This is a genomic window from Enterobacter cloacae complex sp. SHL001 (assembly GCF_049236825.1).
In the GTDB taxonomy this organism is placed as follows: Bacteria; Pseudomonadota; Gammaproteobacteria; order Enterobacterales; family Enterobacteriaceae; genus Enterobacter; species Enterobacter hormaechei_C.
Map to the genome: position 1 here is coordinate 497,856 of NZ_JBMKIP010000002.1, position 26,832 is coordinate 524,687.

Sequence of the window (26,832 nt, forward strand, 5' to 3'; positions counted from 1 at the left end):
AAATGAAAATGCCCAAAATTGTGCTGTTATCAGCACTGGTTTCGTGCGCCCTGTTATCAGGCTGTAAGGACGATAAAGCATCTCAGGTCACCATTGAGTTTATGCACTCGTCGGTAGAACAGGAGCGTCAGGCAGTTATTACGAAACTGATCGAAAAATTCGAGAAAGAAAACCCGACTATTACGGTGAAACAGGTCCCCGTTGAGGAAGATGCCTATAACACCAAGGTCATTACGTTGGCCCGTACCGGCGCGCTGCCGGAAGTGATTGAAGTCAGCCATGACTACGCCAAAGTCATGGATAAAGAGCAACTGCTGGACCGTGACGCGATCGGCAACGCGATTAAAGCCGTCGGTGAAGATACCTTTTACGACGGTATTTTACGCGTTGTTCGCACCGAGGACGGCAAGGCATGGACGGGGGTGCCGGTTAGCGCGTGGCTGTCCGGCGTCTGGTATCACAAAGATGCGCTCGCGGCAGCGGGAATCGAAGAACCGCACAACTGGGAGCAACTGCTGAAAGCCAGTCAGGCGCTCAACGAACCGGCGAAAAAACATTACGGTATCGCGCTTCCAACCGCAGAAAGCGTCATGACGGAGCAGGCCTTCTCGCAGTTTGCGTTGTCAGGCGGAGCCAACGTCTTTGATGCAAACGGCAACGTGAAAATCGATACCCCTGAAATGTCGAAAGCGCTGGCGTTTTATCGGGCACTGGCCGCGAACACCATGCCGGGCTCCAATGATGTCATGGAGATCAAAGACGCCTTCATGAACGGCTCTGCGCCTATGGCCGTTTACTCCACCTATATCCTGCCCGCGGTCTACAAAGATGGCAATCCGGCCAACCTGGGGTTCGTGGTCCCGACTGAAAAATCATCAGCCGTGTACGGCATGATCACCTCGTTGACGATCACTACCGGCCAGACCGAAGAGGAAACGCAGGCGGCAGAAAAGTTTGTGACCTGGATGGAGCAGGCTCAAAACGCGTCTGACTGGGTGATGATGTCCCCTGGCGCGGCGCTGCCGGTGAACAAACTCGTGGTGGGCACTGAGAGCTGGAAAAACAACGACGTGATCAAAGCCTTTGGTCAGCTGCCTTACGAGCTGATTGCGCAGTTCCCGAACGTCCAGGTATTTGGCGCCGTAGGCGACAAAAACTTTACCCGCATGGGAGATGTTACCGGGTCCGGCATTATCAGTTCCATGGTGCATAACGTGACGGTGGGACAAAAAGATCTCAGTGCGACGTTAAGCAACAGCCAGAAGAAACTGACTGACCTGATATCACAACGATAGGAGCGCTTTGCGAAGGGAATTATGAAGACGTTGTTTTCTGGTCGTTCAGATATGCCTTTCGCCATGCTGCTGTTGGCCCCCAGCCTGATTTTGCTGGGGGGCCTGGTGGCCTGGCCAATGATTTCCAACATTGAAATCAGTTTTTTACGTTTACCGCTGAACCCGCGTATTGATGCGGTGTTCGTCGGCCTGGATAACTACATTCGCATTCTGGGCGATGCTGCGTTCTGGCACTCCCTGTGGATGACGTTCTGGTATACGGCGCTGGTCGTGCTCGGCAGCACCGGGCTGGGACTGGCCGTAGCGATCTTCTTTAACCGTGAATTCCGCATGCGGAAAACGGCACGTTCACTGGTGATTCTGTCCTACGTGACGCCGTCTATTTCACTGGTATTTGCCTGGAAATACATGTTCAACAACGGCTACGGGATTGTGAACTACCTGGGCGTTGATCTGCTGCATCTCTACGATCAGGCGCCGCTGTGGTTCGATAATCCTGGCAGCAGTTTTGTGCTGGTTGTGCTGTTCGCCATCTGGCGTTACTTCCCGTACGCCTTTATCTCGTTCCTCGCGATTTTGCAGACCATTGATAAATCATTGTACGAAGCGGCAGAGATGGACGGAGCAAATGCCTGGCAGCGTTTTCGTATCGTGACGTTGCCCGCCATCATGCCGGTGCTGGCCACGGTGGTCACGCTGCGAACCATCTGGATGTTCTACATGTTTGCGGATGTGTATCTGCTCACCACCAAGGTCGACATTCTGGGCGTATATCTCTACAAAACCGCCTTTGCGTTCAATGACCTGGGTAAAGCAGCCGCCATTTCCGTTGTGCTGTTTGTGATCATCTTCGCTGTCATTCTGCTGACCAGAAAAAGGGTAAACCTCAATGGCAACAAATAAACGCGTTCTGGGCCGTATCGGTTTTTATCTGGGACTGGCGCTATTTCTGATTATCACGCTGTTTCCATTTTTTGTGATGTTGATGACGTCGTTCAAAAGCGCGAAAGAGGCGATCTCGCTGCACCCGACCATTCTGCCGCAGGAGTGGACGCTACAGCACTACATCGACATCTTTAACCCGCTGATTTTCCCGTTTGTGGATTACTTTCGTAACAGCATGGTGGTGTCGCTGACCTCCTCGGTCATTGCGGTGTTTCTCGGCACGCTGGGCGCGTATGCGTTATCCAAACTGCGCTTTAAAGGGCGCACGACGATCAATGCGAGCTTCTACACCGTCTATATGTTCTCCGGGATCCTGCTGGTGGTGCCGCTGTTCAAAATCATCACCGCGCTCGGCATTTATGACACCGAACTGGCGCTGATCATCACCATGGTGACGCAGACATTGCCTACCGCGGTCTTTATGCTGCGCAGCTATTTCGACACGATCCCGGACGAAATCGAAGAAGCCGCGATGATGGACGGCCTGAACCGCCTGCAAATCATCTTCCGCATCACCGTGCCGCTGGCGATCTCGGGTCTGGTGTCGGTCTTTGTCTACTGCTTCATGGTGGCGTGGAATGACTATCTGTTCGCCTCCATTTTCCTGTCCAGCGCCAGCAACTTCACGTTGCCGGTCGGGCTGAACACGCTCTTCAGTACGCCAGATTACATCTGGGGTCGCATGATGGCTGCATCGCTGGTAACGGCACTTCCGGTCGTCATTATGTATGCCCTGTCTGAACGTTTCATTAAAAGTGGTTTGACCGCCGGCGGCGTGAAGGGCTGAGGCGGCCGATTTTAACAAGGAGTCAGTCATGAAAAAATTAGTTGCGACAGCGCCTCGTGTAGCGGCGCTGGTGGAATACGAAGATCGTCCTGTTGCAGCACACGAGGTGAAGATTCGTGCCCGTTATGGCGCCCCGAAACACGGTACTGAAGTCGTGGATTTCCGCGCGGCAAGCCCGTTCATCGATGAAGAGTTCAACGCGGAGTGGCAGATGTTTACCCCGCGTGAAGAAGGTGCAGCGCGCGGCATCGAATTTGGTAAATTCCAGCTGGGGAACATGATCGTCGGCGACATCATCGAATGTGGTGCGGACGTGACCGAATACCAGATCGGCGACAGCGTCTGCTGCTACGGCCCGTTGCAGGAAACGGTCATTGTTAACGCGGTGAACAACTATAAGCTGCGCAAAATGCCGCAGGGTGCATCCTGGAAAAATGCCGTTTGTTACGATCCGGCGCAGTTCGCCATGAGCGGCGTGCGTGATGCTAACGTCCGCGTAGGGGATTTCGTCGTGGTTGTGGGGCTGGGAGCGATTGGTCAGATTGCGATTCAGCTGGCGAAAAAAGCCGGCGCGTCAGTGGTTATTGGTGTCGATCCTATCGAACATCGCTGTGAGATCGCCCGCCGTCACGGTGCAGACCACTGCCTGAACCCAATCGGTACCGATGTTGGTCTGGAAATTAAGAAACTGACCGGCAAGCAGGGCGCGGATGTGATCATCGAAACCAGTGGATTTGCAGATGCGCTGCAATCTGCGCTGCGCGGTCTCGCCTACGGAGGAACAATCTCCTACGTGGCCTTCGCCAAGCCGTTTGCGGCGGGCTTCAACCTTGGTCGCGAGGCACACTTCAACAACGCCAAAATTGTCTTCTCCCGCGCATGCAGTGAACCCAACCCGGATTATCCGCGCTGGAGCCGCAAGCGTATTGAAGAGACCTGCTGGGAATTGCTGATGAACGGTTATCTCAATTGCGAAGATCTGATCGACCCGGTCGTCACCTTCACCACCAGCCCGGAAAGCTATATGAAGTATGTCGATCAGCACCCGGAACTCAGTATCAAAATGGGCGTCACTTTTTAAGCTAAGGACAGCAAATCATGAAACTCGCAACACAAAACCAGGCCTTTTTCCCGACCGCTATCATGGAAAAATTCGAATACATCAAAGCGATGGGATTTGATGGCTACGAAATTGATGGCCGGCTGCTGGTGGAAAACCTCGACGAAGTAAAAGCGGCTATCAAAGCCACCGGCCTGCCGGTCACGACGGCCTGTGGCGGATACGATGGCTGGATCGGGGATTTTATCGAAGAACGCCGCCTGAACGGTCTACAGCAGATTGAACGCATTCTTGAAGCGCTGGCAGAAGTGGGCGGCAAGGGGATTATCGTTCCGGCTGCCTGGGGGATGTTTACCTTCCGTCTGCCGCCAATGACTTCGCCACGTAGCCTGGACGGCGATCGCAAAGCGGTCAGCGCTTCCCTGCGCTGGCTGGATGCGGTGGCAGCGCGCACCGGTACTACCGTCTACCTGGAGCCGCTGAACCGCTATCAGGATCATATGATCAACACCCTGGCCGATGCGCGTCGTTATATCGAAGAGAACGGCCTGAAGCACGTGCAGATCATCGGTGATTTCTACCACATGAATATTGAAGAAGACTCCCTGACGGAAGCGCTGCATCACAACCGCGACCTGCTGGGTCATGTGCACATTGCTGATAACCACCGCTATCAGCCGGGCAGCGGCAGCCTCGATTTCGCCAGCCTGTTCGATCAGCTGCGTGCCGATAACTATCAGGGTTATGTCGTGTACGAGTGCCGGGTGCGTGCCGACGATCCGGCTCAGGCCTATAAGGACTCTCTCACTTACTTGCGTGAATGCTAAGGATGACGAGCGTGATGAGTGCTTCTACACCTTTGCCTCTGCGCGTCGCCATCATTGGCGCCGGGCAGGTTGCAGACAAAGTGCATGCCTCGTATTACGCCACGCGCAGTGATGTTCAAATGGTGGCTGTCATGGACAGCCGCCTTGAGCAGGCACAGGCGTTTGCGGAACGTTATGCTATTCCATCGGCATGGCAGGACGCTCACGAGATGTTGCAGGAAGTAAAACCGGATGTGGTGAGCGTCTGTTCGCCTAACCGGTTCCATTTTGAGCATGTGATGGCGGCTCTCGAAGCAGGCTGTCATGTGATGTGTGAAAAGCCGCCGGCGATGTCGCCGCACCAGGCAGATGAGATGCGTTTGGCGGCGCGCAAGGCCGGAAAAGTCCTCGCGTACGATTTTCACCATCGCTTTGCCCTGGATACCCAGCTCCTGCGCGATGCGGTTATGAACGGAACGCTCGGTGAAATTTACTTCACCTCCGCGCAGGCGCTGCGTCGCTGCGGTGTGCCGGGGTGGGGCGTTTTCACCAATAAATCGCTCCAGGGCGGCGGGCCGCTGATCGATATCGGCATTCATATGCTGGATGCCGCGATGTACGTGCTGGGTTTCCCGGCCGTGAAGCGGGTAACCGCGCACAGCTTCCAGAGACTGGGGAACCGGAAACACACCGGCCAGTTTGGCGAATGGGATCCTGCGCAGTTTACCGTGGAGGATGCCCTGTTTGGCACGATTGAGTTCTGCAACGGTGGCATTCTGCGTCTGGACACCTCTTTTGCGCTTAATATCCGCGAGCAGTCGATCATGAATGTCTCTTTCTGCGGTGAGAAGGCGGGTGCAACGCTGTTCCCTGCACACATTTATAACGACGAAGCTGGTGTTTTGCAGACGCTGACCCAGCGTGAAGAAGCTGACGATCGGAGACATCTGCGCAGTATGGACGCGTTTGTTCGCCACGTATTGGGCGAGCCGGTCATGATTGCCGATGCGGAGCAGGGGCTGGTGATCCAGCAATTAGTCGCGGCGTTATATGTAGCCGCGGAAACAGGGGAAAGCGTGACGTTATGCTGAACCAGTCTGTATTAACCGATCCGGGCTTTTGCCCGCATAGCCTGAATAAGTACGCGTCCATTATGGCCTGCGGCAATGGCTACGTGGGCATTCGCGCCACGCATGAAGAAGATTACACCCAGCAGACCAGAGGCATGTATCTCGCGGGGCTGTATCATCGCGCGGGACGCAACGAAACCACTGAGCTGATCAATCTGCCGGATGTCACCGGGGTTGAAGTTGAGCTGGACGGCGTCAATTTCACGCTCCTTTCAGGCGAAATTCTTGAGTGGCAACGCGAGCTGGCCTTTGCTAACGGCGAACTGCATCGTAACGTTGTCTGGCGTTCGCCGGACGGAAAACGCTATCGCCTCGAGAGCCGTCGTTTTGTTTCGCTGGACCAGTTGCCCTTAGTGGCAATGCAGCTCTCGATCACACCGCTTGACGGCGCCGCTCAGGCCGTGCTGAAAACCGGCATAGATGCGACACAAACGAACAGCGGCAGGCAGCATCTGGATGAAATCTCGGTAAGGGTCTTTGACCAGCACTACATGCAGGGTGTGTATGAAACGCAGGACCGGGCGTCTGAAGTTGTTGTTTCGGCGTTTTGTCAGCTCTCTGCTAAGAGCGATAGCTGTTTCACTGCCAAAAATCGTCGCCTCAGCGTTCATCATTCTCTGACTATCTCGCAAGGTGACACTGTCACGCTTGAAAAAATCGTCTGGCTGACGCATCGCTGCGATAAATCGCTCTCGCAGGAGTCTTTCGCCCGCAACGCGCTGGCCGATCTCAAAGTCTGCGCGGCAAGAGGCTACGATACGTTGCTTGAGAGCTCAGCGTACGCCTGGGAAGCGGTCTGGCGTGATGCTCGGGTGGAAGTGACTTGTGCAGAACAGCAGGATCAGCTGGCGCTGGATTACGCCGTCTGGCATCTGACGACAATGACGCCTGCTCATGATGAGCGAAGCAGTATTGCGGCTAAAGGGCTGACGGGTGAGGGGTATAAGGGACACGTCTTCTGGGATACCGAAATTTTCCTGCTGCCGTTCCATCTGTTTACCCGTCCACAGATTGCCCGCAGTCTGCTGCGCTATCGCTGGCTCAATCTTTCGGGCGCGCGTGAAAAAGCACGCCGTAACGGTTGGCCGGGCGCGTTGTTCCCGTGGGAAAGCGCCGCCAGCGGACAGGAAGAGACGCCAGAATTCGCGGCCATGAACATCCGCACCGGGGTTCGCCAGAAGATCGCCTCCGCACTCGCTGAACACCACATCGTGGCAGATATTGCCTGGGCCGTTGTCGCTTACTGGCAGGCAACACACGACGATGCCTTTATGCGCAATGAGGGCCTGACGCTGCTGATGGAAACCGCTTCGTTCTGGATGGGACGCGCGACGGAAATTAATGGTCGTCTTGAGATCCATGACGTGATCGGACCGGATGAATACACCGAGCATGTCAACAACAACGCCTACACCAACTATCTGGCCTGGCACAACGTTGCCTGCGCGCGTCAGTTTATGGCGATGTTTGGGCGTGAAGATGCGCGTTTTACGGAGAATGCCGGGACGTTTCTGGCGCGCCTGTGGCTACCAGAGGCCGACGCAGAGGGTGTGATCCCGCAGGATGATACCTTCATGGCAAAACCTGCCATCGATCTGAGCCGCTATAAAGCCAAAGCGGGTAAGCAAACCATTCTGCTTGATTACTCTCGCGCGGAAGTGAACGAGATGCAGATCCTGAAGCAGGCCGACGTGGTGATGCTTAACTACCTGCTGCCGGAACGGTTTACGCCGCAGCAATGTGCCGCCAATCTGGCGTTCTACGAGCCACGCACGATCCATGATTCATCCCTGAGTAAAGCCATTCACGGCATTGTGCTCGCACGCTGCGGTGACACTGACGGGGCGTATGCCTTCTGGCGCGATGGTATCGCCATTGACCTGGGAGACGACCCGCACAGCAGCGATGATGGTATTCATGCCGCCGCCACCGGTGCGATCTGGTTGGGCGCCATTCAGGGATTTGCTGGCCTGCACATTAGCGAAGGGGAGCTGCATCTTGCGCCGAAGCTGCCTGTTCACTGGCAGAAACTCGCCTTCCCGCTGCGGTGGCGGGACGCAACAATGCACGTTACCTGTGAAGATGACCAGTTAACCATTGAAACCACCGCACCTGTCACGTTGACGCTGTGGGGTAAAACGCTGCACGTATCAGGGCGAAAGGTCTGCGCGCGTAAGGACTTTCTTGCATCTGTTAATGGGACCGCTACCACGGAGGGGCGCCATGACGCTTAACGCTGTTGTATTCGATCTGGACGGGGTGATCACCGATACCGCGCATCTTCACTTTCTGGCCTGGCGCGCCGTGGCGGAGGAGATTGGTATCACCTTCGACGAAGTATTTAACGAACAGCTGAAGGGAATAAGCCGTATGGACTCCCTCCAGCGCATTCTGATACATGGCGGGAAAGAGGGGATGTTCAGTGACGAGCAGCGCCTGGCGCTGGCGACGAAAAAAAACGCGCTTTACGTCCAGTCGCTGGCATCACTGACGCAGGATTCGCTGCTGCCGGGTATTCGCGACGTGCTGGCGGATATTCGCGCCGCGAAGGTCAAAATTGGACTGGCATCCGTATCGCTTAATGCCCCTGGGATTTTGCACGCGTTGGGTATTCATCAGGCTTTCGATTTTTGCGCCGATGCTTCGCGCATTTGCCGCTCAAAGCCGGACCCGGAAATCTTCCTTGCGGCCTGTAAAGGACTGAACGTGCGTCCTGAAGAGGCCATTGGTATCGAAGATGCCGCCGCAGGGGTAGATGCGATCAACGCCGCAGGCATGCTGTCGGTCGGGATTGGGCCTGGCCTGAACCATGCGGGATTACAACTTCATTCAACGCAGGAACTGACCTGGGAACGCCTCACGGCGTTCTGGGCATCCCGGGCGTATTGATAAGGAATTAATAATGGCTCAACTGTCTCTGAAACACATTCAGAAAATCTATGATAACCAGGTCCACGTGGTTAAAGATTTCAACCTCGAAATTGAAGACAAAGAATTTATTGTCTTCGTCGGTCCATCGGGCTGTGGGAAATCCACGACGCTGCGAATGATTGCCGGCCTTGAGGAGATCAGCGCGGGTGAACTGATTATTGACGGGGTTTGCATGAATGATGTTCCCGCCAAGTCCCGTGATATCGCGATGGTCTTCCAGAACTATGCGCTCTATCCGCATATGACAGTCTACGACAACATGGCGTTTGGCCTGAAAATGCAAAAAATTGCGCCCTCCGTCATTGAAGAACGCGTTACCTGGGCGGCACAGATCCTGGGCTTGCGCGACTATCTCCAGCGTAAACCTGGTGCGTTGTCCGGCGGTCAGCGCCAGCGCGTGGCGTTAGGCAGGGCGATAGTGCGCGAAGCGGGGGTCTTCCTGATGGATGAGCCTTTATCCAATCTCGATGCCAAACTTCGTGTGCAGATGCGCGCTGAAATCAGCAAGCTGCACCAGAAGCTTAATACCACCATGATTTACGTGACGCACGATCAGACGGAAGCCATGACGATGGCGACCCGCATCGTGATTTTAAAGGACGGCATCATTCAGCAGGTGGGCGCGCCGAAGCAGGTATACAACGAGCCGGCGAATATGTTCGTTGCAGGGTTTATTGGCTCACCGGCGATGAACTTCATTCGTGGCGCAATCGACGACCGCTACTTTGTGACGGAAACGCTGCATCTGGAGATCCCGGAGGACAAGCTGGCCGTGCTTAATGCGCAAGGTTACCAGCGTAAAGCGGTTGTCTTTGGGATCCGTCCGGAAGACATTCTCACCGCACAGCGAAGCGGTGAAAACATCACGGCGAAGATCAGCGTTGCTGAGCTGACCGGGGCTGAATTTATGCTTTATGCCACCGTGGGTGGGCATGAACTGGTTGTCCGTGCGGGAGCGGCGGATGATTACGTTGCCGGAGAGAATATCGGCATCCAGTTCGATATGAATAAGTGCCATTTCTTCGATGCTGATACTGAAACAGCTATTAGATAAGAAAGGTGTTCGCCGGAAATGAAAGTTTCCGGTTTTTTGTGTGTTAATTATAAAGGAATATTTTAATGAGTACTCTACTAAGAAGTGCTGCGCTCGTCCTGTGCGCAGGGGTGAGCTGCGCGCAAGCAACAGAATCAGCCAAACAGTGGGAATTTAATATTGGCGCCATGTATGAAATTGAAAACGTAGAAGGTCAGGCTGACGATAAAGATGGATTATATGAACCCTCCGTGTGGTTTAATGCCACATGGGATGCATGGACCATTTCGCTGGCTATGTATCAGGAAGGGCCGGTTGATTACAGTAGCATGACGCGCGGCACCTATTTCGATCGACCTGAAGTAGAATTACGCTATCGTTTTATCGGCACCGATGATTTTACGTTCGGCCTGACCGGTGGCTTCCGTAATTATGGCTATCACTTTAAGGATGAGCATGGTGCTAAAGACGGTAGTGCTAATATGCAGCGCTATAAAGTTCAGCCTGACTGGGATATTAAACTAACCGACGACTGGCGTTTTGGCGGCTGGTTTGCCATGTATCAGTTTGCCAACGATCTGGAAAAAACCGGCTATTCTGACAGCCGCGTCGAGACCGAAACCGGTTTTACCTGGACAATTAACGAAACGGTCTCGGCAAAAGTTAATTACTATTTAGAGCGCGGTTTTAATATGGACGGTTCACGTAATAACGGTGAATTCTCCACTCAGGAAATTCGCGCCTATCTGCCGATTTCATTGGGTCAGACGACGCTAACGCCTTATACCCGTCTGGGACTCGATCGCTGGTCAAACTGGGACTGGCAAGACGATCCTGAGCGTGAAGGACATGATTTCAACCGTTTGGGTATGCTGTACGCCTATGATTTTAACAATGGTTTATCCATGACGCTGGAATATGCCTACGAATGGGAAAACCATGACGAAGGGGAAAGTGACCGCTTCCACTATGCCGGTATCGGCGTGAATTACGCGTTTTGATAACACTTCACCAGGGGCGTTTGCCCCTGGTTTTTAGCGTAATGAAGCCGCATCTGAAAAATGCGTTTCAACCAATATCTTATGCGGGGCAGGTTTACCCGCTATGCACCTGAACAACACATCGCAGCTCTCTTCGCCCAGCTTTCTGGTGGGGATATCAAAGCCGCCAGGCGCAGGGGTTAAAATGAGAGATAGCATTGGGTCGCTGTATCCTGCCATTGCGACCTGTTCCGGGATCGTCAGGTTTAGCGCATCCGCGGCACGATAAAGACTCAGCAATTTCATACTGTCTGTCGCAAAAACCGCATCGGGCGGGTTGTCTGAAGAGAGTAGCTGACAGGCCGCCTGAAGCGCGCTTTCATGGGTATACCCGCCATCAATAACCCAGTCCGGGTTAATCGCAATACCCTGCTTCTCAAGGCTCGATTTATAGCCCGCCAGGCGATCGATAGAAACGTGATAATCGAGCGGGGCATGCAGGCAGGCAATTTTAGTGCGACCATGTTTGATAAATGAGTCGGTTAATATGGCGCTGTCGCGGAAATTATCCGTGTCGACAGAATAGATATTCTGGTAATTGCCTTCCACTTTACCAATAACGACCACGGGCACGCCATATTCGTCCAGCGTCGCGAAAAAAGACTCGTTCGCCGGCGAGCTTAGCATGATGATCCCCTTGATCATCTTCTGCTTTATTTTACCTACGCATTTTTGCAGATCATCTTCGCTGCTTTTGGACGTTTGTAAAATAACATCAAAACCCTCTTCTTCTGCTTTTGCCGTAATGGCATGTAGTACATCAGAGAAAAACGGATTGCCTGCGGTGGTTTTGGTTGAACGGGTCGAAATAACCATAATGGCGTCGAAGCCAGAAGAGGTGAGTGCGCGGGCAAGTTTATTCGGTTGATAATTTAATTCTTCTATCGCCTTCAACACCTTTTCGCGCGCTTCAGGAGAAATATTCGTTTGTTTATTCAGAACGCGCGACACGGTTGATTTCGAAACGCCAGCAACGCGGGCAATATCATAGATGGTGGGTGACATACACCTTACTCACTCCAGACGGACAGCAATTGCGCCCATCTTACTGGAGAGAAAACGGCAATAGCAATAATTAAGAATTGATAATCAACGATCTGCCCCAATTTACTGTATTCTGAAGTGACTTTTTTCAGGGTTCCAGGCAATGAAGGACGGCGATGAAGCGACTTAAAAACGAATTCAATTCTCTGGTGAACCGTGGCGTTGATCGCCATCTGCGTCTTGCCGTGACGGGGCTGAGCCGCAGCGGTAAGACAGCATTCATTACGGCGATGGTCAATCAGCTGTTGAACCTGCATGCAGGGGCGCGCCTGCCACTGCTTAGCGCAGTGCGCGAGGAGCGGTTGCTTGGGGTGAAACGCGTACCGCAACGTGATTTTGGCATACCCCGTTTCACCTATGATGAAGGTCTGGCGCAGTTATACGGGGAGCCTCCCGCCTGGCCCACCCCGACGCGTGGCGTGAGCGAAATCCGTCTTGCGCTTCGTTTCCGCTCGAATGAATCCCTGATGCGTCACTTCAAAGAAACGTCCACGCTCTATCTCGAAATTGTGGATTACCCGGGAGAATGGCTGCTTGATTTACCGATGCTGGCGCAGGATTACCTGAGCTGGTCCCGACAGATGACCGGTCTGTTGCAGGGGCAGCGGGCAGAGTGGTCGACCAAATGGCGCCAGCTTTGCGAAGGGCTGGATCCGCTGGCACTGGCGGATGAAAACCGTCTGGCCGTCCTAGCCGAAGCCTGGACGGATTACCTGCATCAGTGCAAGCAGGAGGGGTTGCATTTTATTCAGCCGGGCCGCTTTGTTCTGCCGGGTGATTTAGCCGGTGCTCCCGCGCTACAGTTTTTCCCGTGGCCGGACGTTGACAGCATCGGTGAATCGAAACTGGCGCAGGCGGACAAGACCACCAACGCCGGTATGCTCCGCGAGCGATACAATTATTACTGTGAGAAGGTGGTTAAGGGCTTTTATAAAAATCACTTTTTACGCTTTGACCGCCAGATCGTACTGGTGGACTGCCTGCAACCGCTCAACAGCGGGCCGCAGGCGTTCAATGATATGCGGCTGGCGCTGACGCAGCTGATGCAAAGCTTTCATTATGGCCAGCGTACGCTGTTTCGCCGTTTGTTCTCGCCGGTCATCGACAAGCTGCTGTTTGCCGCCACAAAAGCTGACCATGTGACGGTCGATCAGCACGCCAACATGGTATCCCTGCTGCAACAGCTGGTGCAGGATGCCTGGCAGAATGCGGCCTTCGAAGGGATCAGTATGGATTGTCTGGGGCTGGCGTCCGTACAGGCTACGCAGAGTGGGTTGATTGACCTGAATGGCGAGAAAATTCCGGCCCTGCGGGGCAACCGTCTCAGCGACGGTGCGCCGCTCACGGTCTATCCGGGGGAAGTTCCGGCGCGTCTGCCGGGCCAGGCTTTCTGGCAAAGCCAGGGTTTTCAGTTCGAAGCCTTCCGTCCGCAGAGTATGAACGTTGACCAGCCATTGCCGCATATCCGTCTGGATGCCGCGCTGGAGTTTTTAATTGGAGATAAATTGCGATGACGGAACCGTTAAAACCACGCATTGATTTTACCGGCCAGCTTGAGCAGTCCCCGCATGAGGCGTTTAAAACGGCGCAAACCTTCAGCGGGCCGCAGGCCGACAACTTTGCTCCCGTGCTGGCAGACGAACCGATGGTTGAAGAGGGGCAGGCGGAAGCGGTTGTTGATGCGGCACTGCGCCCGAAACGCAGCCTGTGGCGCAAGATGGTGACCGCCGGGTTAGCCCTTTTTGGGGTGAGCGTAATCGGTCAGGGCGTGCAGTGGGGCGTCAATGCCTGGCAAACGCAGGACTGGGTGGCGCTGGGGGGATGCGCCGCCGGGGCGTTGATTGTTGGTGCGGGCGTTGGCTCAGTCGTCACCGAGTGGCGTCGCCTCTGGCGTTTGCGTCAGCGTGCCCACGAACGCGATGAAGCGCGGGATCTGCTGCACAGTCACGGCACAGGAAAAGGGCGTGCTTTTTGTGAAAAGCTTGCGGCTCAGGCCGGGATTGATCACTCTCACCCGGCGCTTCAGCGCTGGTATGCGGCGATCCACGAAACCCAGAATGACCAGGAAGTGGTCACGCTCTATGCCCACATTGTTCAGCCGGTGCTGGATGCGCAGGCTCGTCGTGAGATCAGCCGCTCGGCGGCGGAATCTACCCTGATGATCGCCGTCAGTCCGCTGGCGATGGTGGACATGGCCTTTATCGCCTGGCGCAACCTGCGCCTGATCAACCGCATCGCCAGACTGTATGGCATCGAGCTTGGCTATTACAGCCGGCTGCGCCTGTTCAAACTGGTATTGCTGAATATCGCCTTCGCCGGGGCAAGCGAACTGGTACGGGAGGTCGGGATGGACTGGATGTCGCAGGATCTTGCGGCGCGTCTCTCTGCCCGGGCGGCGCAGGGGATTGGTGCCGGTCTGCTGACGGCACGCCTGGGTATCAAAGCGATGGAGGTTTGTCGTCCACTCCCCTGGATCGATGGCGATAAGCCGCGGCTGGGGGATTTCCGTCGCGAATTGATTGGCCAGCTTAAAGAGACGCTTAATAAAAAACCTGCTCAGTGAGGTTTTGTTTACTAATCGTGCGGGCTGTCAATATTTGTTGACAGCCACCTTCCCGAATACCGTGATCTGACATATCATTTTACTGTTATTGGCTTAAACGGTGAATTTCCCATGCGTCTGGAAGTCTTTTGTGAGGACCGTCTCGGTCTGACCCGCGAGTTACTCGATCTTCTTGTTTTACGTAGCATTGATTTACGTGGCATAGAGATCGACCCTGTCGGGCGAATTTACCTCAATTTTGCCGAAATTGAATTTAATACCTTCAGTAGCCTGATGGCGGAAATCCGCCGTATCGATGGCGTTACGGATGTACGCACCATCCCCTGGATGCCGTCCGAGCGGGAACATCTTGCGCTGAGCGCGCTGCTGGAAGCAATGCCGGAGCCGTTTCTCTCTCTCGATCTGAAAAATAAAGTCGAGCGCGTTAACCAGGCCAGCTGCCAGCTGTTTGCGCAGACTCAGGAAAAACTTATCGGGCACCACGCCACGCAACTGATTACCGGTTTTAATTTCCAGCGCTGGCTGGACAGCAACCCGCAAAATACCCATAGCGAGCATGTCGTTATCAACGGACAGAATTTCCTGATGGAGATCACGCCGGTCTACCTGAAAGGGGAAAATGCCGCGCGGGTGCTCACCGGCGCGGTGATCATGCTGCGCTCCACGGTGCGCATGGGACGCCAGTTACAGAATCTTTCCAGCCAGGACGTCGGCGCATTCAGCCAGATTATTGCGGTGAGCCCGAAGATGCGTCATGTAATCGACCAGGCGCGCAAGCTGGCAAATCTTACGGCACCGCTGCTGATTACCGGGGATACCGGTACGGGGAAAGATCTGCTGGCGCATGCTGTGCACATGGCCAGCCCGCGTGCGGCAAAACCGTATCTGGCGCTGAACTGCGCGTCTATTCCTGAAGATGCGGTGGAAAGTGAGCTGTTCGGGCATGCGCCGGAAGGTAAAAAAGGCTTCTTTGAACAGGCGAACGGCGGCTCGGTGCTGCTGGACGAGATTGGCGAAATGTCGCCACGCATGCAGGCGAAACTGCTTCGTTTTCTCAATGACGGCACGTTTCGCCGCGTGGGGGAAGATCATGAAGTGCACGTGGACGTGCGCGTCATCTGCGCCACCCAGAAAAACCTGGTGGAGCTGGTGCAGAAAGGGGTATTCCGCGAAGATCTCTACTATCGTCTCAACGTTCTGACGCTCAATATACCGCCGCTGCGTGATTGCCCGCAGGACATCATGCCGTTGACAGAACTGTTCGTGGCCCGTTTTGCCGACGAGCAGGGCGTGCCGCGTCCGAAGCTCTCTGCCGACCTGGGCACCGTGCTGACGCGTTACGGCTGGCCGGGCAATATTCGTCAGCTTAAAAATGCGGTCTATCGCGCATTAACTCAGCTTGAAGGGTATGAACTGCGCCCTCAGGATATTCTGTTGCCGGATTACGATGCCGGGACGGTCTCGGTAGGCGAAGAGGCAATGGAAGGCTCGCTGGATGACATCACCAGCCGTTTCGAGCGTTCGGTGTTAACGCAGCTTTATCGCAGCTATCCGAGCACGCGCAAGCTGGCTAAACGTCTTGGGGTGTCACATACCGCAATTGCGAATAAGCTGCGCGAGTATGGGTTAAATCAGAAGAAGGGTGACGAATAAATAAAAAAGCCTCTTTGCAGAGGCTTTTTTACGTTTAGGCTTTAAGCGCCTCAAGTGCAGCGGTGTAATCCGGTTCGGTAGTGATTTCGTTAACCAGCTCACTGAAAACAACGTTGTCGTTTTCGTCGATCACCAGCACCGCACGAGCAGCCAGACCTTTCAGCGCGCCTTCGGAAATGGCAACACCGTATTTTTCCAGGAAATCCGGGCTGCGCAGAGTGGAAAGGGTGATGACGTTGCTCAGGCCTTCAGCGCCGCAGAAGCGGGACTGGGCAAACGGCAGGTCAGCAGAAATGCACAGCACTACGGTGTTGTCCATTTCGGTCGCCAGCTGGTTGAATTTACGCACTGATGCAGCACAAACGCCAGTATCGATGCTTGGGAAAATGTTCAGGACTTTACGTTTGCCAGCAAACTGGCTCAGCGTGACGTCAGACAGATCTTTAGCCACCAGAGTAAAAGGCTGTGCTTTGCTGCCAGACTGTGGGATGGAACCTGCAACAGCAACCGGGTTGCCCTGGAAATGAACGAGTTGTGACATAGATATCTTCCTGTTTACAAATAGTTAACGTCGTGGCTAGTGTATGTCATCCGCAGTTAGCACGGCAAACCAATTTTCTGCCTTTCCGGCCTGCAAGGAGTTAGTGATGAGAAGCGTTAAGGTCTATGAAGAAGCCTGGCCATTGCACACCCCGTTTGTGATCTCGCGCGGCAGCCGTAATGAGGCCTGTGTGGTCGTGGTTGAATGTGAAGAGGACGGCGTAAAAGGCGTCGGGGAATGTACCCCTTATCCTCGCTACGGAGAAAGCCTGGCGTCAGTCATGGCGCAAATTATGACGGTGGTGCCCGAGTTGCAGGCGGGTCTGACGCGCGAGGCTCTTCAGCTTCGGTTGCCGGCCGGCGCGGCACGCAACGCGATTGACTGCGCACTCTGGAGTCTGGAAGCGTCGAAACAACAAAAACCGCTGCCTGCGCTGCTGGACGTTACGCTGCCGCAATCGATCGTCACCGCGCAAACGGTGGTCATCGGTGAACCAGAGCAAATGGCCGCCAGCGCTCAGGCGTTGTATGCCACCGGTGCAACATTATTAAAGGTGAAGCTCGACGATCGTCTGATTAGCGAACGCATGGTCGCCATTCGTGCGGCGGTGCCTGATGCCACTCTTATCGTCGATGCGAACGAATCATGGCATAGCGAAGGGCTGGCAGCCCGTTGTCAGCTGCTTGCCGATCTGGGCGTTGCCATGCTGGAGCAACCCCTCCCGGCAGAAGACGATGCCGCGCTGGCGAATTTTATTCATCCGCTTCCCGTCTGTGCAGATGAAAGCTGTCATACCCGTGAGAGCCTGTCAGCTCTCGAGGGACGCTACGAAATGGTGAACATTAAGCTGGATAAAACAGGTGGATTAACCGAAGCCCTGGCACTGGCACAAGATGCGCAGGCGCAAGGCTTTGCTCTGATGCTGGGCTGCATGTTGTGCACGTCAAGAGCGATCGGCGCTGCGCTCCCGCTGGTGAACAGCGTGCGTTTTGCCGATCTTGACGGCCCAACCTGGCTGGCGGTTGACGTATCACCCGCCCTGAATTTTACCTCCGGTGTACTTCATCTTTGAGGCTGCCAGCGCAGGAGATCTGTCATCGCCCGCAGGTATTTTTCGCTCGCTTCATCTGAGGAGATGGGCGGAAACTCTGCGGTGATACAGTGAAGGCTAAGGTCCGCGCACCAGCTGCCAAACGACCCGGGTGTTTCATAGCCAACGCTGCTCACCATAGGTAGAGCAAACGCATCCGCCAGCCACTGCCCGAGCGCCGTATTACGAGGATCTTCAATACAGGCGAGGGGATCGTGGAAAGAGACAACCCAGGCCGGGTGGATCTTATGAATAAGCCGGCACAAGGCCTGAGTCTCCGGTTCGGAACCGGGTTTTTCTCCCGTGAGCAGGACAACATCTCGCTCCTGCGCTGAACTGTTCCAGCGATACACCGTTTCACCGGCGCGCCAGTTTGCCGCCGGGAAGTTCCTGTTCAGGTCAACGCCGCGTGCATTCGCCCGTAATCCAAGCTGACAACCGTCCGGGTTGACGGTCAAAATCACATGATGTCGTCGTAAATCGGGGGCCAGCGTACGTAGCGCGCACGAGAGCGTCACGACAGACGAGTTTTCATCGCCATGCGTGCCCGCAATGATTAAGCCGCTATTGCGATCGGCCTCGGGTGCCGGAAACCAGATCAGCGGCGCGCCTAAAAACGAGCGTCCATAATGTTCAGTCCCGGGCGGGAAGGCGCCGCGTTCCGTTCTTGGTCGGGTAGTTGCCATAGTAAACCCTGATGATAAAGTCACTTCTGGCAGTGTTGTGCAAAAGCCGCGCTTAATCAAATAGTTTCCGTGTGTGTGTAAAATTGCCTGACATCAACTTTCCGGAGGAAGCATTTGCATTTCTCCGTTTCGAAACAAATAATTACGCATCTGCCTGTTACCTGACATCATTAAGGGGATCGTATGAAGCATCCTGTTTCGCTTCTTTGTACTGCGCTGTGGCTGTGCGGGCTTTCTTCACTTTCATATGCCGCGGAGGTTCCCGAAGGAACGGTTCTGGCGCAAAAGCAGGAGCTGGTTCGACATATCAAAGATGAGCCCGCCTCGCTCGATCCGGCAAAAGCGGTGGGGTTGCCCGAGATACAGGTGATCCGCGACCTCTATGAAGGGCTGGTGAATCAGAACGAAAAAGGGGAGTTAGTTCCCGGCGTGGCGACGCGCTGGCAGAGCAATGATAACCGCGTCTGGACATTCACGCTGCGGGATAACGCTAAGTGGTCCGACGGTACTCCGGTGACGGCACAAGATTTTGTCTATAGCTGGCGTCGTCTGGTTGATCCTAAAACAACGTCACCTTTCGCCTGGTTTGCGGCGCTGGCGGGCATTAACAATGCCCAGGCCATTATCGATGGCAAAGCTGCTCCGGATACGCTCGGCGTGATGGCGGTGGATGCTAAAACGCTGCGCGTGCAGCTGGACAAACCGCTGCCCTGGTTCAGCAATCTGACGGCTAACTTCGCGTTTTATCCTGTTCAAAAGGCCAATGTGGAAAGCGGTAAGGAATGGACGCGCCCTGGCGCGCTCATTGGCAACGGTGCTTATGTGCTGAAAGATCGCGTGGTGAATGAAAAACTGGTGGTTGAGCCGAACTCTCATTACTGGGATAACGCCAGGACGGTGCTTAAAAAAGTCACCTTTGTGCCGATCAACCAGGAGTCCTCAGCGACCAAACGCTATCTGGCGGGCGATATCGATATTACAGAATCGTTTCCGAAAAACATGTACCAGAAGCTGCTTAAAGATATTCCGGGACAGGTATATACACCGCCACAGCTTGGGACCTATTACTACGCGTTTAACACCCAAAAAGGCCCAACCGCGGATGCCCGCGTACGTCTCGCGCTCAGCATGACTATCGACAGACGTATTATGGCGGAAAAAGTCCTGGGGACCGGCGAGAAACCGGCCTGGCATTTTACTCCCGATGTCACTGCGGGTTTTACGCCGGAAACCTCACCATTTGAGCAGATGTCGCAGCAGGAGCTGAATGCGCAGGCGAAAACGTTGTTGCAGGCGGCAGGCTATGGCCCTCAGCGCCCGCTTAAATTAACGCTGCTGTACAACACGTCTGAAAACCATCAGAAAATTGCGATTGCCGTTGCATCCATGTGGAAGAAAAATCTGGGTGTTGACGTTAAGTTGCAGAATCAGGAGTGGAAAACCTACATCGACAGCCGCAATACCGGGAATTTTGACGTCATCCGTGCATCGTGGGTAGGGGACTACAACGAGCCGTCGACATTCCTGTCGCTGCTGACCTCCTCCCACAGCGGGAATATCTCACGATTCAACGATCCTGCTTACGATAAGATTATTCATCAGGCGACGCTCGAAACTACTGAAAAAGCGCGTAATGCCGACTACAACATGGCCGAGAAGATCCTCACCGAGAAAGCACCGATTGCCCCTATTTATCAGTACACCAATGGCCGTCTCATCAAGCCATGGGTTAAAGGTTATCCGATAAATAACCCAGAGGATGTTGCGTACAGCCGTACAATGTATATTGAAAAGCACTAAAAAGAGCTCAGGGCGCTACGTGATTATGGTTAACATCCATTAACCGCATAAGCGCCCGCTCTCAGGGTTGATTGTTTTACAGCCTGGTTATTTCCGAATATTCCCTTCATATCAGCCCATCACTCATTGTCATGATGAATATCTTCAGAGAGATTCTTCCTCCCGTTTATCGAAAAACGCGTAGTCATTTATTCGCCATTCCAGTAGCAGTGTAGTCATTACTTTTTTTAAGATTAAATTTGTCCGATACAGGATTTTTCATATTCAGGCCATTTATTGAATTAAAACCTTATTTCTCTGCACTGTTAAGGGATGCGTTAATAAATGCATTGATGTAAATCAATTATTCAACCTCATGGAACAATAAGTTCAATATTTCCAATCAAAGCAGTCATTTCTGCCAAATTAATGTGAATAAATAGTTAATTTTTACTGTGTGTCATGTATCTATGGCATTTATGAATACAATAATTTAGTGGAATATTCTTAAGAAAAGTCTAATGGTAGATCTTTGATCTGATAAGTTGATTTTAAATGGGCTTTTGCTCTAATATGGTTTTGTAAAGAAACGTCACTCACTTAACATTTATTTCTTTTAAAGAAAGGGACTGCTATGGCCGATTCATTCCAGAATGAGGTGCCCAAGGCACGCATAAACTTAAAGCTGGCTCTGCATACAGGTGGCGCGCAGAAGAAAATCGAACTGCCGCTTAAACTCCTCACCGTCGGTGATTTCAGTAATGGAAAAGAGAATCGCCCATTATCGGAAAGGGAGAAAATTAACGTCAACAAAAATAACTTCAACAGCGTACTTTCGGAATTTAACCCGGAAGTGAATCTGACGGTTCCTAACACAATGGCCGGGGATGGTTCGGAAGAAAGCATAAATCTGAATTTCTCCGATATTAAGGATTTCGAACCTGAACAGGTTGCCCGCCAGATCCCCCAGCTCCGCGCCATGCTGGCCATGCGTAATTTATTACGCGACCTCAAATCCAATCTCCTTGATAACGCCACTTTCAGAAAAGAACTCGAGAAAATTCTTAAAGACCCGGCGCTGTCTCAGGAATTACGCGACGAAATGAGTGCACTGGCCCCGAAATAAGCGGCATGTGTAATTTAATGGATTAACCGGGAATATGCTGATGTCTGTGAATACTGAAACCGCCTCCGCGCAGGGGCAGACCACCGTACTGGAAAAAGAGGGCGTTTACGCCTCCCTGTTTGAAAAAATCAACCTGACCCCGGCCTCCAGCCTGGGGGATATCAATGCGTTTCTGGATGACGCCGCGCTTTCTGACGCTCCGGCGGGTGAACGCCTGACGGCGGCGATGCAGGTGTTTATGGACTGCATCCGCAAATCCGGTCAGCCGGTGGAGAAGCTCGACAAAACGCTGATTGACCACCATATCGCTGAGCTGGATTTCCAGATTAGTCGTCAGCTGGATGCCGTAATGCATCACCAGGAGTTCCAGAAGGTGGAGTCCCTGTGGCGCGGCCTGAAGCAGCTGGTGGACAGCACCGACTACCGCCAGAACGTGAAAACCGAAATTCTGGATGTGTCGAAAGAAGATCTGCGTCAGGACTTTGAAGACGCGCCAGAACTTATCCAGAGCGGCCTCTACTGGCACACCTATACCGCCGAATATGACACCCCGGGCGGAGAGCCGATTGGTTCCGTGATTTCATCCTATGAATTTGACGCCAGCCCGCAGGATGTGGCGCTGCTGCGCAACATCTCTAAAGTGTCAGCTGCCGCACATATGCCGTTTATTGGCTCTGTCGGGCCGAAATTCTTCCTGAAAGACTCCATGGAAGAGGTCGCTGCAATTAAGGATATCGGCAACTACTTCGACCGCGCGGAGTACATCAAGTGGAAATCTTTCCGCGACACCGACGACGCCCGCTACATCGGCCTCGTGATGCCGCGCGTGCTGGGGCGTCTGCCGTATGGCCCGGACACCGTACCTGTACGCAGCTTTAACTACGTTGAGCAGGTGAAAGGCCCGGATCACGAGAAATACCTGTGGACCAGCGCCTCGTTCTCCTTCGCGTCAAACATGGTGAAGAGCTTCATCAATAACGGCTGGTGCGTGCAGATCCGTGGCCCGCAGGCGGGCGGGGCGGTGAAAGACCTGCCTATTCATCTGTACGATCTGGGTACCGGCAACCAGGTGAAAATCCCGTCTGAGGTGATGATCCCGGAGACCCGCGAGTTTGAGTTTGCCAACCTCGGCTTTATTCCGCTCTCGTATTACAAAAACCGCGACTATGCCTGCTTCTTCTCGGCGAACTCCGCGCAGAAACCGGCGCTGTACGACACCGCGGATGCCACGGCCAACAGCCGCATCAACGCCCGTCTGCCGTACATCTTCCTGCTGTCGCGTATTGCGCACTATCTGAAGCTCATCCAGCGCGAGAACATCGGCACCACCAAGGACCGCCGTCTGCTGGAGCTGGAGCTGAATACCTGGGTGCGTAGTCTGGTGACGGAAATGACCGATCCGGGCGATGAGTTGCAGGCTTCTCATCCGCTGCGTGACGCGAAGGTGGTGGTGGAAGATATCGAAGACAACCCGGGTTTCTTCCGCGTGAAGCTGTTTGCGGTGCCGCACTTCCAGGTGGAAGGCATGGATGTGAACCTGTCTCTGGTGAGCCAGATGCCTAAAGCGAAAGCGTAACGTAAGGCAGGAAGCATGAGAACGGAACAACCGTTATGGGGCAGGGGCCAGATGGTCTCTCCCCAGCACTTCCAGCAACAGGCCGCCTATGCGACCTGGTCTGCGGAATGTATCGCCCGACTGGGTCTTTCCCATCCCTGGGGGGTGATTAATGCCTCTTTCGAACCGGATGTACTGAAGTTGGGCCGTCTACAGGCCCGTCATCTGCACCTCCGGTTCCCTGACGGGACATTAATCGATACGGATAATGCTGACGACCTGCCACCGGTGCTGGCGCTTGAGAGTGAAACACAGGACGTGGTGGTGGTTCTGGCTCTTCCGCTGCTGCGCGCGAATGGTGGCAACTGCCTTAAGCCCGATGAGGTGGCCGCGCGTCCTGTTCGCTATCGCCAGCGCTGGCGGGATGTCCGCAACCTTTTTGGCGATGATACCCGCCAGATTGCAGTGATGCGGCCAGAGCTGACGTTGCGATTTGCCCATCAGAACAACAGCGATTACCTGACCTGTCCGGTTGCCCGCCTGCAACAAGATTCGCAGGGGAACTGGGCACTTGATGAGACATACCTTCCGCCGCTGTTGGCGTTACTGGGCAGTCGCTGGCTGATGACCCAGCTGGAGCAACTGTTGACGCAACTGCGCGCCCGTCTGGGCCGCCTGATGGACATGCGCCGGGAAAGTAATGAGCGCATGGCGGATTTTGCCGTAGCCGATGTTTCATTGTTCTGGCTGCTCAATGCCCTGAACAGTGCTGAGCCCGTGCTGGGTCAGTTTCAGCGCCACCCGCAAAGCCCGCCTGAGCGTCTCTATCCGGAGCTGGCAAGGCTTGCAGGCAGCCTGTTGACATTCTCGCTGGAGCATCAGGTCAGTGCGATCCCGGCATGGCAGCATGAGCAGCTGAATAACGTCTTCCCGCCGCTGTTTGATTTACTTGGCGATCTTCTGGAAGCCAGCCTGCCGTCGCGGGTGGTGGCAATTGAGCTTGAGCATGATGACCGGCTTCACTTCTGGCAGGCCCGTCTGCATGATCCACGTCTGCGCGAAGGGGCTGATTATTACCTCTCCGTGCGTTCACCGATGCCGGTGGCACAATTGCAGGAGCAGTTCCCGCGCCAGTGCAAGGTCGGCAGTCCCGATCATGTCAGGAGTATCGTCAATTCATCGCGGGTGGGCGTCCCTCTGATGCCGCTGCGCCATGTGCCGGCAGCCATTCCACTACGCCTGGAAAATCAGTATTTCAGCCTTGATGTCTCTCATCCCCTGGCCATCGAAATGTTCCAGAGCGGCACCTGTATGTTTTACGTTCCGGGAATGCTCGCCGAGCCTGAACTTGAACTCTTTGCGGTACTGAGAACATGAATGATCGTAAACGCGCTACTGCCGCGTTCATTGATATTGATGCCCTGTTACAGGACACCTGGCTACAGGTGATCAGTCTGCGTCACGGCCCGACATTCCAGGACGGGGAAGGGCGTACGCTTTGGGAGCGCTGCATCGACGATGTCGGGCGTGTGCAGCGAGAACTAAAAGCGAGCGAACTCGATGAGGCCAGCTGCCAGCATATTCTTACGGCACAGTGTGCGCTGCTTGATGAGGCAGTCAAAGGTCGCGGTGTGGAGGATGACGCCTGTATACAGTGGTATGACATTCCCCTACAGGGATATTTCCTTGGCACCATGGACGCCGGTGACACGTTATGCGATCGGATGCGTGATGTGCTGCGTGAACCGGCTCCTGACCACGCCGTTGTGACCTGCTTCCAGCGAGTCATGATGCTCGGATTCCTCGGCAACTTCCGCTCCCTGAACGATCCTGAGCGGCAGAAACTCATGAATGCACTGAATGAATATGTTGCGCCGTTTAGCTATTCACAACCCCATCCCGTTCTGGCGGAAAGCCATGCCGGACAGGGGATAGGGGGTTGGCTGGCATCATGGCCCGTGCGCATTGGCCTGAGTGTGGTGGTGGTCACCGCATTATGGTGGGGACTGGATTGCTGGCTGGATAAGACACTGCTTAACCTGCTGCCGGGAGCTGTGAAATGAGCCCTGCACAACAGCGCGGGCTTGCGCTCTGGGCTGCCCTGCTGAGTGCAGTGGTCTGCCTGTGGTTTCTGCCAGCATCCCGGCTGGTTTCCGTTCTCGTCCTGCTGGCGTTACTGGGGCTAATCATGGCGTTCTGGGCTGTCGCCTGCCGTCGCGTGCAGCACGATTTCACCCTGTGTCTGGAGGACCTGCCTGAAGCCAATTATTGTCAGCCCGTGGTACTGGTCTGTGGCGATCTGCCGCTTGCCTGGCCGCATCAGTCACCTGTACTTACTGTCACGCAGGGCTGCTGGATCCGTGTGGAGGATCATCTGGAACTGGAGCAGGCCGCCCGTCAGGTACTGTGGTTGCGCCCCGACTGGGGACGTCAGCTGTCAGTGATGATCAATGTTTGTCCGCAGCAGCACCCTGATAGTGAGCGCCTTACCAGTCGTTTGCTTGCCCTGCGCTGGCAGATTAGTCGATTGCGTAAAGCAACCGGCCATTCTGTGCCACTGGTTCTGAATGGACAGGTCGGCAGTGCGATGATGAATGACATGCTCTGGCAGACGGCGATCCTGGGGGAAGGGGTAAAGGTCTGGAGTGGAACTTCAGCGCCTGGCTCAGTTGCTGAATGGGTTAATTCTGGCGGAACGCCTGCGATGCAGCAACAGGTGCTGATGAACAGCCTGATGAGCTGGTTCCAACAGCACGTCCAGGCTGTCCTTATGGATGAAAACCCCGATATTCCTGTTATTGAACCTGTTGCGGTTCTGTGGGGATTGGGTCCGATCCTGACCGGAAGCATGGTCACCTCTGTCTGGAAAGCGTGGTTGTCCCGCCATACTGCGATGCAGCAGGTGTCTGGCTGGCAGCCGGCGGGAACGGACAGTACGGTTATTTCCCTGTTCCCGAATTTTGTCCTCCCGTTACTGCCAGAAGGACGAGGCCTGACACCGCATGGTCGAACCTGGCGCGGTGCGCTCGGAATCTTAACGCTGGCGACCATTGCTGCGCTACTCAGCAGTGGCTGGAATAATCGCCAGCTGTTGCAACGTGTGAGCTTTGATATTGCACGCTATGAACGTATACCGATGAATGACTCCGGGCCGAAAGCTGACGCCGTTGCCGTGCTGCGCGAGGATGCGGCATTGCTGGACGACCATGCACGTAACGGCGTACCGGCCCGGCTGAGTCTGGGTCTGTATCAGGGCGGACGTCTGCGTATGCCAGTGCTGAATGCGATTCGCTCTTATGTGCCTCCGCCTCCGCCGCCTGAACCGGAACTCAAACCGGCACCGAAAATTGTCCGCCTCGACAGCATGTCGCTGTTCGATACCGGAAAGTGGGCGCTTAAACCCGCCTCAACAAAGCTGCTGGTGAACTCACTGGTGGGGATCAAGGCGAAGCCCGGCTGGCTGATTGTGGTGGCGGGCCATACCGACAGCACCGGGGATGACCAGTCCAACCAGGTGCTGTCGCTTAAGCGCGCGGAGTCGGTGCGCGACTGGATGCGGGATACCGGCGACGTGCCGGAAAGCTGTTTTGCGGTGCAGGGCTATGGTGAAAGCCGTCCTGTCGCCACCAACGACACGGCTGAAGGCCGGGCGCTGAACCGCCGTGTCGAAATCAGTCTGGTACCGCAGGCGAATGCCTGTCAGGCGCCGGGCAAGACCCATGCGTCATCGCAGGATGATGGCGCTGATAACAATGTAACGGAGTAATT

23 protein-coding genes are annotated in these 26,832 nt (G+C 54.6%); 20 read left to right on the forward strand and 3 right to left on the reverse strand.

Features of this window, described 5'->3' with window-relative positions:
* Positions 1–2 precede the first annotated feature (2 nt).
* From ACOTYH_RS07880 to ACOTYH_RS07925, 10 genes are all read left to right on the forward strand, one after another.
* Positions 3–1,295 carry an ABC transporter substrate-binding protein gene (locus ACOTYH_RS07880; protein WP_126765190.1) on the forward strand — a complete coding sequence of 431 codons (1,293 nt, stop codon included), beginning with the start codon at positions 3–5 and terminating at the stop codon, positions 1,293–1,295.
* Between the two features lie 21 nt (positions 1,296–1,316).
* A complete protein-coding gene (locus ACOTYH_RS07885) occupies positions 1,317–2,198 on the forward strand; it encodes a carbohydrate ABC transporter permease (protein ID WP_003856862.1) in 882 nt (293 codons plus the stop codon).
* Complete coding sequence (locus tag ACOTYH_RS07890) at positions 2,185–3,027, forward strand: carbohydrate ABC transporter permease (protein ID WP_015570402.1); 843 nt, start codon at positions 2,185–2,187, stop codon at positions 3,025–3,027. The genes ACOTYH_RS07885 and ACOTYH_RS07890 overlap by 14 nt, the downstream gene beginning before the upstream one ends.
* A gap of 28 nt (positions 3,028–3,055) precedes the next feature.
* Positions 3,056–4,108, forward strand: a complete 1,053-nt coding sequence (locus ACOTYH_RS07895; RefSeq protein WP_015570403.1) for a zinc-dependent alcohol dehydrogenase — start codon at positions 3,056–3,058, stop codon at positions 4,106–4,108.
* Between the two features lie 17 nt (positions 4,109–4,125).
* Positions 4,126–4,914, forward strand: a complete 789-nt coding sequence (locus ACOTYH_RS07900) for a sugar phosphate isomerase/epimerase family protein (protein WP_126765187.1) — start codon at positions 4,126–4,128, stop codon at positions 4,912–4,914.
* An 11-nt stretch (positions 4,915–4,925) separates the two neighbouring features.
* Entirely contained in the window at positions 4,926–5,984 is a 1,059-nt protein-coding gene (locus ACOTYH_RS07905; protein ID WP_421637657.1) for a Gfo/Idh/MocA family protein, read from the forward strand.
* Entirely contained in the window at positions 5,978–8,257 is a 2,280-nt protein-coding gene (locus tag ACOTYH_RS07910; protein ID WP_421637658.1) for a glycoside hydrolase family 65 protein, read from the forward strand. Before ACOTYH_RS07905 ends, ACOTYH_RS07910 begins: the two co-directional genes overlap by 7 nt.
* A complete protein-coding gene (gene pgmB / locus ACOTYH_RS07915; RefSeq protein ID WP_026080595.1) occupies positions 8,247–8,912 on the forward strand; it encodes a beta-phosphoglucomutase in 666 nt (221 codons plus the stop codon). The genes ACOTYH_RS07910 and pgmB overlap by 11 nt, the downstream gene beginning before the upstream one ends.
* Before the next feature lie 13 nt (positions 8,913–8,925).
* On the forward strand, positions 8,926–10,008 hold the full coding sequence (locus ACOTYH_RS07920; RefSeq protein ID WP_045349641.1) for an ABC transporter ATP-binding protein: 1,083 nt from the start codon (positions 8,926–8,928) through the stop codon (positions 10,006–10,008).
* A gap of 65 nt (positions 10,009–10,073) precedes the next feature.
* On the forward strand, positions 10,074–10,988 hold the full coding sequence (locus ACOTYH_RS07925) for an OmpG family monomeric porin (RefSeq protein ID WP_023303821.1): 915 nt from the start codon (positions 10,074–10,076) through the stop codon (positions 10,986–10,988).
* 33 nt (positions 10,989–11,021) lie between these two features.
* Here the strand turns inward: ACOTYH_RS07925 and ACOTYH_RS07930 are convergent, their stop codons facing one another.
* A complete protein-coding gene (locus ACOTYH_RS07930) occupies positions 11,022–12,032 on the reverse strand; it encodes a LacI family DNA-binding transcriptional regulator (protein ID WP_023296696.1) in 1,011 nt (336 codons plus the stop codon).
* A 155-nt stretch (positions 12,033–12,187) separates the two neighbouring features.
* Here ACOTYH_RS07930 and ACOTYH_RS07935 point away from each other — a divergent pair, with 155 nt between their 5' ends.
* From ACOTYH_RS07935 to tyrR, 3 genes are all read left to right on the forward strand, one after another.
* Entirely contained in the window at positions 12,188–13,585 is a 1,398-nt protein-coding gene (locus ACOTYH_RS07935) for a YcjX family protein (RefSeq protein WP_150391110.1), read from the forward strand.
* Positions 13,582–14,634, forward strand: a complete 1,053-nt coding sequence (locus ACOTYH_RS07940; protein ID WP_032669702.1) for a YcjF family protein — start codon at positions 13,582–13,584, stop codon at positions 14,632–14,634. The genes ACOTYH_RS07935 and ACOTYH_RS07940 overlap by 4 nt, the downstream gene beginning before the upstream one ends.
* 111 nt (positions 14,635–14,745) lie before the next feature.
* Positions 14,746–16,287 (forward strand): transcriptional regulator TyrR, encoded by a 1,542-nt coding sequence (tyrR, locus tag ACOTYH_RS07945; protein ID WP_023303818.1) that lies wholly within the window; start codon positions 14,746–14,748, stop codon positions 16,285–16,287.
* Between the two features lie 34 nt (positions 16,288–16,321).
* Here tyrR and tpx read toward each other — a convergent pair whose 3' ends face one another.
* Positions 16,322–16,828 carry a thiol peroxidase gene (tpx, locus tag ACOTYH_RS07950; RefSeq protein ID WP_003856889.1) on the reverse strand — a complete coding sequence of 169 codons (507 nt, stop codon included), beginning with the start codon at positions 16,826–16,828 and terminating at the stop codon, positions 16,322–16,324.
* 106 nt (positions 16,829–16,934) lie between these two features.
* Here tpx and ycjG point away from each other — a divergent pair, with 106 nt between their 5' ends.
* Entirely contained in the window at positions 16,935–17,900 is a 966-nt protein-coding gene (gene ycjG, locus ACOTYH_RS07955) for an L-Ala-D/L-Glu epimerase (RefSeq protein ID WP_421637659.1), read from the forward strand.
* On the opposite strand, the gene mpaA is transcribed toward ycjG, so the two are convergent.
* Positions 17,891–18,604, reverse strand: coding sequence for a murein tripeptide amidase MpaA (mpaA, locus tag ACOTYH_RS07960; RefSeq protein WP_058688690.1), 714 nt, complete (start codon positions 18,602–18,604; stop codon positions 17,891–17,893). The two genes, ycjG and mpaA, sit on opposite strands and share 10 nt — an antisense overlap.
* A 183-nt stretch (positions 18,605–18,787) precedes the next feature.
* On the opposite strand from mpaA, the gene ACOTYH_RS07965 reads away from it, so the two are divergent.
* The 6 genes from ACOTYH_RS07965 (at position 18,788) to ACOTYH_RS07990 (ending at position 26,830) form a co-directional block, all read left to right on the forward strand.
* Positions 18,788–20,404, forward strand: coding sequence for a peptide ABC transporter substrate-binding protein (locus ACOTYH_RS07965; protein WP_058688691.1), 1,617 nt, complete (start codon positions 18,788–18,790; stop codon positions 20,402–20,404).
* 613 nt (positions 20,405–21,017) lie between these two features.
* Positions 21,018–21,509 (forward strand): type VI secretion system contractile sheath small subunit, encoded by a 492-nt coding sequence (gene tssB, locus ACOTYH_RS07970; RefSeq protein ID WP_033486877.1) that lies wholly within the window; start codon positions 21,018–21,020, stop codon positions 21,507–21,509.
* Positions 21,510–21,549: 40 nt separating this feature from the next.
* Entirely contained in the window at positions 21,550–23,085 is a 1,536-nt protein-coding gene (tssC, locus tag ACOTYH_RS07975) for a type VI secretion system contractile sheath large subunit (RefSeq protein ID WP_023324775.1), read from the forward strand.
* A 15-nt stretch (positions 23,086–23,100) separates the two neighbouring features.
* Entirely contained in the window at positions 23,101–24,441 is a 1,341-nt protein-coding gene (tssK, locus tag ACOTYH_RS07980; protein ID WP_045338102.1) for a type VI secretion system baseplate subunit TssK, read from the forward strand.
* A complete protein-coding gene (gene tssL, locus ACOTYH_RS07985; protein WP_045338101.1) occupies positions 24,438–25,127 on the forward strand; it encodes a type VI secretion system protein TssL, short form in 690 nt (229 codons plus the stop codon). Before tssK ends, tssL begins: the two co-directional genes overlap by 4 nt.
* Positions 25,124–26,830 carry an OmpA family protein gene (locus ACOTYH_RS07990; protein ID WP_421637660.1) on the forward strand — a complete coding sequence of 569 codons (1,707 nt, stop codon included), beginning with the start codon at positions 25,124–25,126 and terminating at the stop codon, positions 26,828–26,830. Before tssL ends, ACOTYH_RS07990 begins: the two co-directional genes overlap by 4 nt.
* Positions 26,831–26,832: the final 2 nt, after the last annotated feature.